Here is a 14831-nt window from a genome sequence, read left to right on the forward strand (position 1 = left end):
TTCTTATACCAAAACACTTAAACCACCTATTGAATTCATTGTAATTCTGACTTCCAAAACAATTAGTGAATTCGCAGCTAACTTTTTCACAAACCAATAAGAATTCTAAATCCATCAAACCTATACTTCCTTAACTCCTTAATGGTAAATTTAAGTGTGTTTATATTCGTAACTTTGTATAACTAATAATTTTACTTAAAACACAATGAAACTCAACATCCAAGATACTTTCAACAAAGAATTACCCGCCGACCCAATTACAGAAAACTACGTCAGACAGGTTGAAAATGCTTGTTTTTCATTTGTAACACCTACAAAAACAGCAAATCCTCAAATCATCCACGTTTCATCGGAAATGCTGGAAAACTTAGGATTAGCAACAGCTGATGCACAATCGGACGAATTCAAAAACGTTTTTACAGGAAACGAAGTTTTGCCTAACACCCAACCTTATGCCATGTGCTACGGTGGACATCAATTTGGCAACTGGGCAGGACAATTGGGCGATGGTCGCGCCATTAATTTAACCGAAATCGTGCATAACAAGCAACGCTGGGCAATCCAACTTAAAGGCGCTGGAAAAACTCCCTATTCCAGAACCGCCGATGGATTAGCCGTTTTGCGTTCTTCTATTCGGGAATATTTATGCAGCGAAGCCATGTTTCATCTTGGCGTTCCTACTACCCGAGCTTTATCATTAGCCCTATCTGGTGACGAAGTTTTAAGAGATGTACTTTATAATGGCAATCCTGCTTACGAAAAAGGAGCCATCGTAAGCCGGATTGCGCCTAGCTTTTTGCGTTTTGGAAACTACCAAATCTTAGCAGTTCGCAATGACATTGAAACACTAAAAACACTGGTTGATTATACCATCAAACATTTTTATCCTGAATTAGGTACGCCTTCAAAAGAAAGCTATCTCCAATTTTTCAAAAAAGTGGCCGAAAACAGTCTGGAAATGGTCATTCACTGGCAACGTGTGGGTTTTGTACACGGAGTAATGAATACCGATAATATGTCAATCCTGGGACTAACCATTGATTACGGACCTTACGGCTGGCTCGAAGGTTATGATTATGGCTGGACTCCTAATACAACCGATTCACAACACAAGCGTTACCGTTATGGCAACCAACCTAATATTGTGCTTTGGAATTTATACCAACTCGCCAATGCTTTATATCCTCTTATTAATGAAACAGAAGGATTAGAAAAAGTTCTCGCTGATTTTGGTACTAGTTTCGAAACCAAATATTTGAATATGATGCTTTCTAAAATTGGTCTTTTCACTGAAGAAGAAAACGATCAAAAACTCATTCAGGAATTAGAAAACAATTTGCATTTAACCGAAACGGATATGACCATTTTCTATAGAAACCTGAGTCGTTTTTCAAAAGAAAATCCGGGAAAAGGAATTACGATTATTCAGGATGCTTTTTATGGTCCCATCGAACAATTGCCTGAAATAACTGAAGCATGGAATAAATGGTTCAATAAATACAGTATTCGTTTGCAATTAGAAAAAGGAACTGATACCGAACGCACTGAAAAAATGAACGCCATCAACCCAAAATATGTATTGCGAAATTACATGGCACAACTCGCCATCGATGCCGCCGACAAAGGAGAGTACGGCCTAATTGACGAACTTTTCAATTTATTAAAAAAGCCCTATTCTGAACAAGAAGACCAGGAAAAATGGTTCGCCAAACGTCCCGATTGGGCAAGAAACAAAGTGGGTTGTTCTATGTTGTCTTGTAGTTCTTAATTTTCGATTACAAACTATTAAATCTTAAAAGTACAGCTTTCGCTGTACTTTTTTATTTTGTAAGAAATCTTTTTTTATATTTGATTAAAGAATTAAATAAGAATGAGACTTTCTGACGTTTTAAAGACATTAGCAATAATTTGGTTTACAGAAACATTAATATCCTGTATACTATATTTCATAATAGAGATATTTACACAACATATTAATATTTGGCCAATACTTTTACTAAAAACATTTCATGCTTTCTACTATTATTGGCCGTTATTAATAATTTATTATTGCAGAGAAAAAGAATTTACTGTTAAATTCTTATGTTATACTAATACTATAATTTTCATTTCAATATCAATTATAATTAGTTTGATTTTAAAAAATATGTCTGATTTATTTTTTGACTATACTTTTATTTGTAACTTATCAGGAATCATACTTACTCCTATTTTGCTTAAAAAAATAAACTTAAAACTGCCTGAGCATCTAAGAATTTATTAAATAAAAAAACAAAAATTATTCACTCAACTTTTATTAGACTAATTTGATATAATAAATTGGGATTTCATAGCTTTGTAGTATTCTTAATAGTATAAAATAATTATGGAGTACAGCATATTAATAGTTCCCGGATTAGGAGATTCGACAACAGGACATTGGCAGGACAATTGGTTACATCATTTTCCAAATGCAAAAAAAGTAGTTCAAAACAATTGGAATCAACCACAATTAAAGGATTGGTTAAGCAATCTGGATGCTACTATCAAAAGTATCGAAACATCCATTATTATTGTCGCTCATAGTTTAGCCGTTTCTTTAGTTGCTCATTGGTCTCAACAAAATGACAGCAGCAAAATTGCTGGTGCTTTACTGGTAGCTCCCGCCGATGTAGAATCGGCAACTCATACTCCCGAAGAAACCTGGAACTTCGCTCCTATTCCTTTAGATAAATTAAAATATCCATCTATTGTAATTACCAGCTCTAACGACCCTTACATTTCGGCAGAAAGAGCCGAATTTTTAGCTCAAAAATGGGGAAGTCTATTTTACAATGTTGGCCCAAAAGGACATTTGAATCTGGATTCACAACTGGGACTTTGGGAAGAAGGACAAGAAATATTACAAACTTTACTACAGCTAATTACTGAAAACAAGAATTAAACGAAGGCCTCATCCGGGGCTTTTTTATTACTATAACGTTTTCCAAAAACACTACCTAAAATCATTTTCTAACATTCATAAATAAAATTGTTAAAACACAGCTATCTTCCAAAAAAAATTGCTCTCTAAAATAATTCTGAAAATGAACTTAAAAAACTAAAAGTACTGGAAAAATTAAAAGACGCTAACTTAGACATCAAATTCCATCAAATCACTAATAGCAATGACTCGATAAGTATCAATTAAAAAAATTAGTGTTGAATTTACATTTATAAAATTCATCTATTTTCTCCATAAAGAAACCAAAACCTCATTTAGAGCTGTTATTCCTAATACAATTGCAATCAAACAATTATAAAAATCATTTGTCTTACGGCAAAATAAAAATTACATTTGCAAAAGTTTATTAACTTTTACACTCAAAATGAAACCTAACACTCAACAATTAAACGATTTAATTATCCAAGTAAGAAGAGACATCCTTCGAATGGTTCACGCTGTTAATTCAGGTCACCCGGGAGGTTCTCTAGGCTGTACTGAATTTTTGGTAGCCTTATATCAAAACATAATGGACCGCAAAGAAGGTTGGGATATGGACGGTATTGGTGAAGATTTATTCTTCTTATCAAACGGACACATCTCTCCTGTTTTTTATAGTGTTCTGGCAAGAAGCGGTTATTTTCCAGTTTCAGAATTGGCAACTTTCCGTTTGTTAAATTCAAGATTACAAGGACATCCAACAACTCACGACAACTTGCCGGGAGTACGTATTGCATCTGGTTCTCTAGGTCAAGGATTATCAGTAGCAATTGGAGCAGCGCAAGCTAAAAAACTAAACAACGACAAGCATATCGTTTACACACTTCACGGTGATGGTGAATTACAGGAAGGTCAAAACTGGGAAGCTATTATGTATGCTTCTGCTAAAGGAGTAGATAACTTAATTGCAACTGTTGACCTTAACGGAAAACAAATTGACGGTACTACTGACGAAGTTTTAGCAATGGGTAGCCTTCGTGCTAAATTTGAAGCTTTTGACTGGGAAGTGGTTGAAATCACTAAAGGAAATGATGTTGAAGCTATCATTGGAGGAATGGCTGAAGCAAAAGCAAGAACAGGAAAAGGAAAACCAGTTTGTGTATTATTACATACTGAAATGGGTAACGGTGTAGATTATATGATGTACAGTCATGCTTGGCACGGTAAAGCACCTAATGATGCTCAACTTGAAAACGCTTTAGGACAAAACTATAATACTGGAGGCAATTCAGATTATTGAATTTCAGATTAGAGATCAACGTCCCGATAGTTATCGGGATAGATTTTAAAACTTAGCATCTTAGAGTCTTAGAGGCTCAGTAACTCAAAAAAAACAAATGAAAAAATATATAAATACAGGAAGTAAAGATACCCGTTCAGGTTTTGGAGTGGGAATGACTGAATTAGGTCAAAAGAATGAAAATGTTGTAGCACTTTGTGCCGATTTAATTGGATCATTGAAATTTGATGATTTCAAGAAAAATCACCCGGAGCGTTTTTTCCAAATCGGAATTGCTGAAGCAAACATGATTGGAATTGCTGCAGGATTAACTATTGGTGGAAAAATTCCATTTACAGGAACTTTTGCTAACTTTTCTACAGGAAGGGTTTATGACCAAATTCGTCAATCGGTTGCTTACTCTGATAAAAACGTAAAAATCTGTGCTTCTCACGCCGGATTAACTTTAGGAGAAGACGGTGCAACTCACCAAATCCTTGAAGATATCGGTTTGATGAAAATGTTGCCGGGAATGACTGTTATCAACACTTGTGACCACAACCAAACAAAAGCGGCTACAATTGCATTAGCTGACCACCACGGTCCTGCTTACTTGCGTTTTGGACGTCCGGTTGTACCTAACTTTACTCCTGCTGACGAACCATTTATCATTGGAAAAGCAATCATGTTAAACGAAGGTACTGATGTAACTATTGTTGCTACAGGTCACTTGGTTTGGGAAGCTTTAATTGCTGCTGAGAAATTAGAAGAAAAAGGAATTTCTGCTGAAGTAATCAACATCCACACTATTAAACCATTAGATGCAGAAGCTATTTTGAAATCGGTAGCTAAAACTAAATGTATCGTAACAGCTGAAGAACACAACTACCTTGGTGGTCTTGGAGAAAGTATTGCAGGTGTATTAGCTGTAAACAATCCTACTCCACAAGAATTTGTAGCTGTTAGAGATAGTTTTGGTGAATCAGGTACTCCTGAGCAATTAATGGAAAAATACAAATTAAACAATCAAGCGATTGTTGAAGCTGTAGAAAGAGTTATTAAAAGAAAATAATTCGAGATTCTAAAATATATTAAAAATCCCATCTTGTTCTAAACGAGATGGGATTTTTGTTTTGAAGAAGCATTTTAATTTTAAGGAATTTTTATAACATATAAGTCATATAAGCCTTTGTTTATCTAGTTTCTTGTTTATAGTTTTTAAATTAGATCACATAAGTTAAAGTCGTTGGAATCATTAAACTACAAAAGAGATAAGTTTAAACCTAAACTTATATGGTTTAAATTCTTATTATTGAGCATAAAGCAAAGACTGCATCACTTCAAAAGAAATACTTTCGTCTTCATTGACAAAATATTTCAACAAGACTTCTCCCCACATTTTACCATCACTATAATCGGCAATAATCCAGCGGTGGTTTAGCACTTTTACTTTGTTAATTACAAATTTATTTACCCCTATCTGATCCTGTCCCACATAAGGATTCCCTTTTGGATTAGCATTCAAATCCATCAATTTTTCGGTTACAACAGGAATTAATTTCTCGTAAGCGATTGTTTTATTGGCTATAGCCGAATCAAAATAATTTTGAGCGTTTTCATTATTTTCCAAAGAAAAATAATTGGCATCAATCAATTTATCAGTCATCAAAGCCACACTGTCTCTGAGTTTTTTTGTGGTTTTTTCGTATCGGTTTTGCTCAAATTTCACTTCCTTACTTAAAAACATATAGGTAAAAATATTAATTAATACCAATAAAATAAAGGCGTAGAGCGTGAATGACTTTTTCATTGTAAAATTATTATAGGGTGATTTCTAAATTATCATAAGCTAGGAATACATTCTCAGGAAGTTTTTGCTGCACTTCTTCATGAAATCCCATCACATGGCTAATATGTGTTAAATAAGCCTTTTCAGGCTTTATCAAAGCAATAAATCCCAAAGCTTCTTCTAAATTAAAATGTGAAAAATGCGGTTCTTCCCTTAAAGCATTAATTACTAATACTTTTAAATTTTGAAGCTTTGCAATTTCGACATCTTCTATTGTTTTTACATCTGTTAGATAGGCAAAATCATCAATACGATATCCAAAAACCTGCAAACCCCCATGTGACACATTGACCGGAACAGCTATTTTGTTTCCAATAGCAAAAGATTCATTATTGATTACTTCAATCGTTTTTACCGAAGGAGCTCCCGGATACTTATTAACTGTTTCAAAAACATAGTCAAAACGCATTTTCATATTGTCAATAACGCGTTGGTGTGCATAAATAGGCATCACGCCCTGCCTAAAATTAAACGGTCTTATATCATCTAAACCGGCAGTATGATCAGCATGTTCATGCGTAAAAATAATTCCGTCTACTTTTTGACAATTAGCAACAAGCATTTGCTGTCTGAAATCAGGACCACAATCAATAACATACGAATAATTATCCCAGTGGATCCATATCGAAACCCGGAGTCTTTTATCCTTGCTGTCCGCACTTTTACATACGGGATGATCACTACCTATAACCGGAATTCCCTGAGAAGTACCTGTACCTAAAAAATATACCTTCAAATCTTATTTTTTTCACAAAAATAGGATTATTTCTCTTTTATTAGGCTAGCTATTTAATTAACTTTGTAACATCAGGCAAATACATAAAATTAAACTAAAAAATGGGTAGCGAAATAAAACTAAAAGGTGACAGAGTCATTGCACAAGTCCCTTCGATAAAAGACAAGGCACTACGTATCAATTTAAACGAAAATATTTATGGAACATTTGCCGAGATTGGCGCAGGACAGGAAACAGTAAGACATTTTTTTAGAGCCGGTGGTTCTTCGGGAACTATTGCAAAAGCAATGTCGGCCTATGATAAAGACTTTAGCGATGCCGTTTATGGTGTTGAAAAAGACGGTCGCTATGTTACTGAAAACCGACTGAAGAAAATGCTCTCGCACGAAGTTGACTTAATTGAAAAACGACTGAACAGAGAGAAACACCCTAACAAAATGTTTTTTAGCTACGCCAATACGGTAGCCACAATCGACTTTGCCAAACAATTTAAAGGACACGGATGGGTAGGTATTAGTTACCAAATTGACCCTACCGAAGAGTATAACGAAATCATACTTCATATCCGTTTTAAAGAAACGGATGCTAAACTCCAACAGGAAACCCTTGGAATCCTTGGTGTTAACCTAATTTACGGCGCTTTTTACAAATACGACGACCCAAAAAAATTACTGCGCTATTTATACGATCATTTAGACAAAGACCAACTGGAGATTGACACCATCAATTTCTCAGGACCTCGTTTTGCTGATGTTGACAACCGTTTAATCAGTTTGCAACTGGTTAAAAACGGAATGACAGATGCCGTAATGTTCAATCCAAAAGGAAAAAACATTCTTCCGGCTGCCGTTTTATACAAAAAAAACATATTAGCCATTAGAGGTAGTTTCCGTCCAGTTACCAAGGTGAATATGGATATGTATGAGAAATCATTACAAATGTTCCTTGAAGAAAACAAAGTGGACAAAGACAATACCTTGGTTATTTTCGAAATTACCTTGTCTAACCTGCGTTCCGATGGTGAAATTGACGAAAGAGATTTTATGGATCGTGCCGAATTACTTTGTTCGCTAGGACAAACGGTAATGATTTCGAACTTCCAGGAATATTACAAAGTGGTAGAATATTTTGCTAATTATACCAAAGCCCGTATGGGACTTGCCATGGGTGTTAACAACCTTGTGGATATTTTTGACGAGAAATACTATCGCCATTTAAGTGGTGGAATTCTGGAAGCTTTTGGTAAATTATTCTTCCGGGACATGAAGGTATTATTATACCCAATGCTGGACGAAAACGGAGAAATCACCACTTCTGAAAACTTAAAAGTGCATCCCCGAATGAAAGAACTATACAAATTCTTTAAATTCAACGGAAAAGTAATTGATGTGGAAGATTACAACCCTGAAAACCTAAAAGTATTCTCCCGTGAAGTCCTAAAAATGATTAACAACGGAATACCGGGCTGGGAACCAATGCTGCCTAGCGGAGTTTCAGAAATCATCAAAGAAAAACGACTGTTTGGTTACGATCCTAATAAGACTTTAGCGGAATAAAAACACAAACTCATAAATACTGAAACGCCACAGGAGAATTTCTTTTGTGGCGTTTTTGTTTATCAAATATTTTTTGAAATAAATATCCTATTTTTGAGAATAAATAAAGTTTGATTGCCGTCAAAGCTATCCAACCAATATTAGCGTATAGTCACGAATTATATCAGACCTAAATATAAGTTGACATTAATTTGAAATTTAGTAAAATAATAATTTTTAAATATTTTTGAAAATGAAACACTTCTTTATATGTGTTATTTTTGTTTTAAGTCTAAAAGGCTTTTCTCAAGACTTTAATTATGGATTATTAATTGGCGGAAATTTCTATGATATAGAAATTGATGGGCCAATAAGTGGAGGAGCTGCAAATAGTGATATTAATTTAGGATTATTTGGAGAATATATTATGAACGAAAACTTCGGATTAAAACTATATGGTATCTACAACACTACAAACGAAGTTGCTAGTTATGATATACCTAATATTGGGCGAGCTTTTAACGGAGTAAGATTAAAAACATTGCAAGCACATTTATTGACAAAGTTTGATGTTAATAAAGAATATAACAAAGGATTTTATTTAACAGGAGGATTTAGACTAACTTCGATTTTAGATAAAAACGCTCGTGATGACCAAGAACTTCTTGACGACTTTTATAAAAAATCAAATGTTGGTGTTCTACTCGGATTAGGAATTAATTTTTCTAAATCATTAAGTATTGAAGTTTTAGCAGATCGAAATTTAACGAATACTTTGGATAGTGAAAATAATACAGCTAAAAATTATGGATTTTATTTGAATTTATTATTTGATATAAGTAATTTGACTTCAAAAAATTAATCCCGACAAAGTATAAAAAATGCTATTTTGTGTTCAACTGCCCAAATATACCAACACAAAGTTAGCGCGGAAATATTTTCCGTGCCCGCAAAGATGAGAAAAAAGCTAGAAATACTTGATGAGATTCCTCATTCTTCGGAATGACAAAATTGGGTATACTCCACAGTTAGTGCGCGAATCCTTTCGCATACCTACTCAACAACAAAAACGCCACAAAGAAATTCTCTTGTGGCGTTTTTGTTTACTTCAAAATCTGAGCGGCGTGCTCTTTGGTTTTTACATTTTCAATGACCTCATCGATAATTCCGTTTTCGTCGATTACAAAAGTGGTTCTGTGAATGCCGTCGTATTCGCGTCCCATGAACTTTTTAGGTCCCCAAACGCCAAATGCCTCAATGACTTCTTTTTCTTCGTCGGCCAATAATGGAAATGGAAATTCGTATTTATCTTTGAATTTGGCTTGCGCTTTTGCCGAATCGGCACTAACACCTAACAAGGCATAATTATTAGCCTGAAAACGCTGGAAATTATCTCTTAAATCACAGGCTTCGGCTGTACAACCTGGTGTACTTGCTTTTGGGTAAAAGAAAACAACTAATTTTTTTCCTTTATAATCTTCTAATTGATGTGCTTTTCCGTCTTGGTCTACGCCAAAAAAATCGGGAGCTTTATCGCCTTTTTTTAATGTTGTCATATTTTTTGTTTAACCACAAAGTTCGCAAAGCTGCTGCTAAGTTCACTAAGTTTTATTTTTTAATTGCTATTGTTTTTTGATATTGACATTGTCATTGATTTTTTGCCATTGCCATTGAAATTTCTTTTCTTTACCATTCAAAATTAAACTAAAATGACCAAACAAGAACGGGTAACATTTGTTATAAATACGTTAAAAGAACTCTATCCTACCATCCCGATTCCGCTAGACCATAAAGATCCTTATACGCTGTTGATTGCTGTTTTGCTTTCGGCCCAATGTACGGATGTGAGAGTGAACCAAATCACGCCTTTACTGTTTGCTAAAGCTGATAATCCGTATGATATGATAAAAATGTCGGTGGAGGAAATTAAGGAAATTATTCGTCCTTGCGGCTTATCGCCAATGAAATCCAAAGGAATTCACGGCTTATCGGAAATTCTAATCGAAAAACACGATGGTAAGGTACCACAAAGTTTTGAAGCTTTGGAAGCATTGCCTGCTGTGGGACATAAAACGGCTAGTGTGGTCATGTCACAAGCCTTTGGAGTTCCTGCTTTTCCTGTAGATACGCATATTCACCGCTTAATGTATCGTTGGAATTTAACCAATGGAAAAAGTGTTGTTCAAACCGAAAAAGATGCCAAACGATTGTTTCCGGAGGAATTGTGGAACGATTTGCATCTGCAAATTATCTGGTATGGTCGCGAATATTCGCCGGCTCGTGGTTGGAGTTTGGAGAAAGATATTATTACGAGAACTATTGGTCGAAAAACCGCCTTAGACGGCTACAAAAAGTAAATCTCACTAACTCTAAAATAATTAGTGAGATTTACCAAAACAGCTATTGCTAGCTTCATTAATTTACAATAATTTCAAAACTATTATCTGCAACTTTTATCATGTGCAGCGCTTTGGAATAATTTAATAGAAAAGAAATAACTTCTTTTTTAGGTTTCATCTGTGTAGTAACTAGATTTTTTTTAGAGTAAATTTTTGCCATATATTATTCTTTCTTTTTAAGTCGTTAGAATAGAACGTGGCAAGTTTGGATATATTGTTTAATTGGTTAAAATAATTTGATGTTTATCAATTACTTTTCTCAAATTCATTAGTGCATAACGCATTCTCCCTAAAGAAGTATTGATACTCACTCCTGTGATTTCCGAAATTTCTTTAAAACTCATGTCTTTGTACATACGCATCACCAAAACTTCTTTTTGGTCTTCCGGAAGTTCTTCGATCAGTTTTTGAATGTCTAATTCTACCTGATTGGCAATCAACTGATTTTCGATAGTTAGCGTATCATCCGTCATAATGGAGAAAACCGAAAACTCCTCGGTTTCCCGATACAAGGGCATTTTTTTGTTTTTTCTAAAATAATCGATAATCAAATTATGAGCAATACGCATCACCCAAGGAAGAAATTTCCCTTCCTCGTTATAGGAATTGGATTTAAGGGTTTTAATAACTTTTATAAAAGTGTCCTGAAAAATATCGTTAGCAACATCTCTATCGGAAACTTTTGAATATATAAAACCGTAAATTTTAGATTCGTGTCTTTTGATCAAAGTAGCTAAGGCCTCTTCGTTACCTGCCACATAATCCTGTACCAACAAGGCGTCTGGAATTTGAATATTAGCTATCATAGTAATACTTTTTAGTATGAGTTAAATTGGGGTATTTTTCTAAAAAGTAGTTTTATACTATAGGCGCTTCTATTTTTGAGGTGATTAATTCTCCAAATTTAACGAATAATTGTCTTGCTTGGTAAATAAATTTGACAAAAATTAAACCAAAAATAAAGTTTTACAATATTTTATAAAATATTGTTATTCTTTTACAACATTTCAACTTAAATTCTGAAAACCAAAACCTTACTGCTTCCTCTCTCCATTTTTTTTACTGATAAACCTTGATATAATCTATTTTAAACTCTTGCGGAAAAATAGCATCATCTACTTCCGGACCACCAAAATTTCCGCCTATAGCCATATTTACCAAAAAATAAAATGGTTGATTATATGGCCAAATAGCCTCTGTTTTATGCTCCGGATTAAAGGTATAAACCAATTGATTATCGACATAAAAATCAATTTTTTCCGGATTCCAGTCTATTGCATACAAATGAAATCCTTGCTCAATTGTTGCTATTTTAGTTTTCTTTGTATTAATTGTATTTCCATGACTGTCCTGGGTATGCAAGGATGTAAAAACGGTATTAGGTTCTTTACCAACATATTCCAAAATGTCAATTTCTCCACATTTAGGCCAACCCACCTTATCAATATTAGCTCCAAGCATCCAAAAAGCCGGCCAAATTCCGGAACCAACAGGCAATTTAGCTTTGGCTTCAAAATAGCCGTACTGAAATTCCTTTTTTCCCTTAGTTGTAATTCTCGAAGAAGTATATTTTTCTCCTTCTTTTTTAGCTGTTATCACTAAGTATCCGTCTTTTAGCTGTTGGTTTTCTTTAGTATAAAGTTGGCGTTCATTATTACCCCAACCGCAGTTGGGGCAACCATCTCCTAATTCAACATTCCAATTATTCAAATCTAATTCTTTAGCGTTAAATTGTTCTTCCCAAACTAATTTTTTCCCTTTTGGCTGGGCCAAAGAAAGGGTGCTGACGAAAAGTATAATTAAAAATTTATTCATTTTTTAGTTGTTTAAATATTGGAAATCATTTTCCAAAGTTTGCACTGAATTTCCTCCGACAAAAACTTTAAAATCCCCCGGTTCTGCTTCCCACTTTGATTGGGCAGTATAAAATTCAATTGTTTTTTTATTGATTGTAAAATTTACTTTTTTAGATTCACCGGGCTGTAATTCAATCATTTCAAATCCTTTCAATTCTTTTACCGGACGGGTTACCGATGCGATCAAATCACGAATGTATAACTGAACCACCTCTTTTCCAGCGTATTTTCCTGAATTTTTAACCGTTACTGAAACTTCAATTTGCTCGTTTCCTGAAAATGCTTTTTGACTTAAACTTAAATTTGAATATTCAAATTTTGCATAACTCAAACCATAACCAAAAGGATACAAAGGCGTATTTTTTTCGTCAATATAATGCGACCAAAATACGCTATCGGGCTCTGTCATAAAAGGGCGACCGGTGTTTTTATAATTGTAATAAATAGGAACCTGTCCCACATTTCTGGGGAAAGTCATAGGTAATTTTCCACTCGGATTATAATCTCCATACAACACCTGTGCAATGGCATTTCCACTTTGTGTTCCCAATTGCCAGACTTCTACAATAGCAGGAATATGAGCATCGGCCCAAGGAATGGCTAATGGTCTTCCGTTATTTAAAACCAAAACAATATTCGGATTCACTTTATAAACCGCTTCTAATAACTCCTGTTGTACTCCCGGCAATCCAATATCAGTTCTACTTCTACCCTCTCCTGACTGCAAACCGTGTTCACCTAAAGACATAATCACTACATCGGCAGTTTTTGCGGCCTGTATTGCTTCGTCAAATCCGCTTTTGTCAGTGGTGTTAATTTTGGTTTCCCAGATAAATTCGGTTCTACCTTCGGTTACATCGGCACCTTTTACATAACTCAATTGGTTTCCTTTATAATTTTGTAATCCTTCTAATAAAGATACTGCCGAATTATCATCGGCTGCGATGCGCCAACTCCCCAGCGGACTGGTTTTATCATTTGCCAAAGCACCAATTACAACAATTTTCTGACCGGATTTTTTTAATGGTAATAGCTCTTTTTCGTTTTTCAAAAGAACAATTGATTTTTTAGCCATTTCTAAAACTCCTTCCTGGAAAGCCGCTTTTCCTAGGGTTTCTTTTTCGTAATTTTCATCACAATACAAATAAGGATTATCAAACAAACCCAATTCGAATTTAACTTTCAAAATTCGTCGGGCGGCATCATCAATTAGGCTTTCTTTTACTTTTCCTTCTTTTACTAAAGTGGCTAAATGCTCCACATAAGCATTGGATTCCATATCCATATCCGAACCTGCATTAATAGCGATTTCGGCCGCATGTTTACTGTCTTTAGCAAAACCATGAGGAATCATTTCGTTAATCGAACCCCAGTCAGAAACCACAAAACCATCAAAACCCCAATCGGATTTCAGGATTTTTCTTTGCAAATAAGCGTTCCCTGTTGCGGGAATTCCATTCAGTTCATTAAAAGAATTCATAAAAGTGCGAACCCCGGCATCGACAGCGGCTTTGAATGGAGGGAAAACGATATTTTGCAAAGTAGATTCGCCAATATCAACTGTATTATAATCTCGTCCTGATTCAGCAAAAGCATAAGCCGCAAAATGTTTGGCGCAAGCCAAAATAGTATTTCTCGCTTTCAAATCATCGCCTTGAAAACCTTGCACACGGGCAATTGCTATCTGACTTCCTAAATAAGGATCTTCCCCGGCACCTTCCATCACTCTACCCCATCGGGCATCACGGGAAATATCTACCATAGGAGCAAAAGTCCAATTGAGCCCTACAGAAGCCGCTTCCTCAGCAGCTATGGCAGCTGATTTTTTTATTTCTACTAAATCCCAACTGGCAGCTTCGGCTAATGGAATAGGACTGATGGTTTTATACCCATGAATCACATCAAAACCAAATAACAATGGAATTCCTAATCGTGTTTCTTCGACTGCTATTTTCTGTAAAGCTCTTACGTCTTTTACTCCTTTCACATTCAACATCGAACCTACCAAACCATTTTTTAAGTCGGCGTATTTCTTAGCTGCCTGACCTTCTTTAGGCGTAGGTCCTGTAATTTCCCAAAAACCATTGTATTGATTGAGTTGTCCAATTTTTTCTTCCAAAGTCATCAATTTCAAAACAGAGTCAACTCTCATTTCTAATTGATTTTTTGGAACAAAACTTACATTGGGCTTTATTATTTTTTGGCTGCAACTCAATATAGCAATGGTAATGAAAACAAATGACATTGTTTTTATTACTCTCATTTTCTGTCTGTT

13 protein-coding genes are annotated in these 14831 nt (G+C 34.9%); 7 read left to right on the forward strand and 6 right to left on the reverse strand.

Annotation, left to right across the window (positions count from 1 at the left end; all coding sequences use genetic code 11):
* Positions 1–205 precede the first annotated feature (205 nt).
* The 4 genes from BIW12_RS02505 to BIW12_RS02520 all read left to right on the forward strand — a co-directional run bounded on the left by BIW12_RS02505 (position 206) and on the right by BIW12_RS02520 (position 5253).
* Complete coding sequence (locus BIW12_RS02505; protein ID WP_071183660.1) at positions 206–1768, forward strand: protein adenylyltransferase SelO; 1563 nt, start codon at positions 206–208, stop codon at positions 1766–1768.
* Between the two features lie 597 nt (positions 1769–2365).
* The gene (locus BIW12_RS02510; RefSeq protein ID WP_071183661.1) at positions 2366–2923 is read left to right on the forward strand and encodes an RBBP9/YdeN family alpha/beta hydrolase; all 558 of its coding nucleotides are present in this window, start codon (positions 2366–2368) and stop codon (positions 2921–2923) included.
* 424 nt (positions 2924–3347) lie between these two features.
* On the forward strand, positions 3348–4202 hold the full coding sequence (locus BIW12_RS02515; RefSeq protein WP_071183662.1) for a transketolase: 855 nt from the start codon (positions 3348–3350) through the stop codon (positions 4200–4202).
* Between the two features lie 97 nt (positions 4203–4299).
* A complete protein-coding gene (locus BIW12_RS02520) occupies positions 4300–5253 on the forward strand; it encodes a transketolase family protein (protein WP_071183663.1) in 954 nt (317 codons plus the stop codon).
* A gap of 237 nt (positions 5254–5490) precedes the next feature.
* Here the strand turns inward: BIW12_RS02520 and BIW12_RS02525 are convergent, their stop codons facing one another.
* Both BIW12_RS02525 and BIW12_RS02530 read right to left on the reverse strand, forming a co-directional pair.
* Positions 5491–5991 (reverse strand): hypothetical protein, encoded by a 501-nt coding sequence (locus BIW12_RS02525; protein WP_071183664.1) that lies wholly within the window; start codon positions 5989–5991, stop codon positions 5491–5493.
* A 10-nt stretch (positions 5992–6001) separates the two neighbouring features.
* A complete protein-coding gene (locus BIW12_RS02530; RefSeq protein WP_071183665.1) occupies positions 6002–6766 on the reverse strand; it encodes an MBL fold metallo-hydrolase in 765 nt (254 codons plus the stop codon).
* A 101-nt stretch (positions 6767–6867) separates the two neighbouring features.
* Between BIW12_RS02530 and BIW12_RS02535 the strand changes: the two genes are divergently transcribed.
* Together BIW12_RS02535 and BIW12_RS02540 are read left to right on the forward strand one after the other, a co-directional pair.
* Positions 6868–8322, forward strand: coding sequence for a TonB-dependent receptor (locus tag BIW12_RS02535; protein WP_071183666.1), 1455 nt, complete (start codon positions 6868–6870; stop codon positions 8320–8322).
* 232 nt (positions 8323–8554) lie between these two features.
* A complete protein-coding gene (locus BIW12_RS02540; protein WP_071183667.1) occupies positions 8555–9163 on the forward strand; it encodes an outer membrane beta-barrel protein in 609 nt (202 codons plus the stop codon).
* Positions 9164–9404: 241 nt separating this feature from the next.
* Here BIW12_RS02540 and bcp read toward each other — a convergent pair whose 3' ends face one another.
* On the reverse strand, positions 9405–9857 hold the full coding sequence (gene bcp / locus BIW12_RS02545; protein ID WP_071183668.1) for a thioredoxin-dependent thiol peroxidase: 453 nt from the start codon (positions 9855–9857) through the stop codon (positions 9405–9407).
* Between the two features lie 153 nt (positions 9858–10010).
* Here bcp and BIW12_RS02550 point away from each other — a divergent pair, with 153 nt between their 5' ends.
* Positions 10011–10658 (forward strand): endonuclease III domain-containing protein, encoded by a 648-nt coding sequence (locus tag BIW12_RS02550; protein WP_071183669.1) that lies wholly within the window; start codon positions 10011–10013, stop codon positions 10656–10658.
* Between the two features lie 260 nt (positions 10659–10918).
* Here the strand turns inward: BIW12_RS02550 and BIW12_RS02555 are convergent, their stop codons facing one another.
* The 3 genes from BIW12_RS02555 to bglX form a co-directional block, all read right to left on the reverse strand.
* Positions 10919–11503 carry an RNA polymerase sigma factor gene (locus BIW12_RS02555; RefSeq protein WP_071186085.1) on the reverse strand — a complete coding sequence of 195 codons (585 nt, stop codon included), beginning with the start codon at positions 11501–11503 and terminating at the stop codon, positions 10919–10921.
* Between the two features lie 256 nt (positions 11504–11759).
* Positions 11760–12515: a glycoside hydrolase family 16 protein gene (locus BIW12_RS02560; RefSeq protein WP_071183670.1), complete on the reverse strand. Its 756-nt coding sequence runs from the start codon at positions 12513–12515 to the stop codon at positions 11760–11762.
* A gap of 3 nt (positions 12516–12518) precedes the next feature.
* On the reverse strand, positions 12519–14819 hold the full coding sequence (gene bglX / locus BIW12_RS02565; protein WP_232227131.1) for a beta-glucosidase BglX: 2301 nt from the start codon (positions 14817–14819) through the stop codon (positions 12519–12521).
* Positions 14820–14831 lie beyond the last annotated feature (12 nt).

It is taken from the genome of Flavobacterium commune, assembly GCF_001857965.1.
In the GTDB taxonomy this organism is placed as follows: Bacteria; Bacteroidota; Bacteroidia; order Flavobacteriales; family Flavobacteriaceae; genus Flavobacterium; species Flavobacterium commune.

Coding starts and splice junctions, on each gene's coding strand:
- BIW12_RS02505 (WP_071183660.1), top strand. CDS start 206: ATGAAACTCAACATCCAAGATACTTTCAACAAAGAATTACCCGCCGAC.
- BIW12_RS02510 (WP_071183661.1), top strand. CDS start 2,366: ATGGAGTACAGCATATTAATAGTTCCCGGATTAGGAGATTCGACAACA.
- BIW12_RS02515 (WP_071183662.1), top strand. CDS start 3,348: ATGAAACCTAACACTCAACAATTAAACGATTTAATTATCCAAGTAAGA.
- BIW12_RS02520 (WP_071183663.1), top strand. CDS start 4,300: ATGAAAAAATATATAAATACAGGAAGTAAAGATACCCGTTCAGGTTTT.
- BIW12_RS02525 (WP_071183664.1), bottom strand. CDS start 5,991: ATGAAAAAGTCATTCACGCTCTACGCCTTTATTTTATTGGTATTAATT.
- BIW12_RS02535 (WP_071183666.1), top strand. CDS start 6,868: ATGGGTAGCGAAATAAAACTAAAAGGTGACAGAGTCATTGCACAAGTC.
- BIW12_RS02540 (WP_071183667.1), top strand. CDS start 8,555: ATGAAACACTTCTTTATATGTGTTATTTTTGTTTTAAGTCTAAAAGGC.
- bcp (WP_071183668.1), bottom strand. CDS start 9,857: ATGACAACATTAAAAAAAGGCGATAAAGCTCCCGATTTTTTTGGCGTA.
- BIW12_RS02550 (WP_071183669.1), top strand. CDS start 10,011: ATGACCAAACAAGAACGGGTAACATTTGTTATAAATACGTTAAAAGAA.
- BIW12_RS02560 (WP_071183670.1), bottom strand. CDS start 12,515: ATGAATAAATTTTTAATTATACTTTTCGTCAGCACCCTTTCTTTGGCC.
- bglX (WP_232227131.1), bottom strand. CDS start 14,819: ATGAGAGTAATAAAAACAATGTCATTTGTTTTCATTACCATTGCTATA.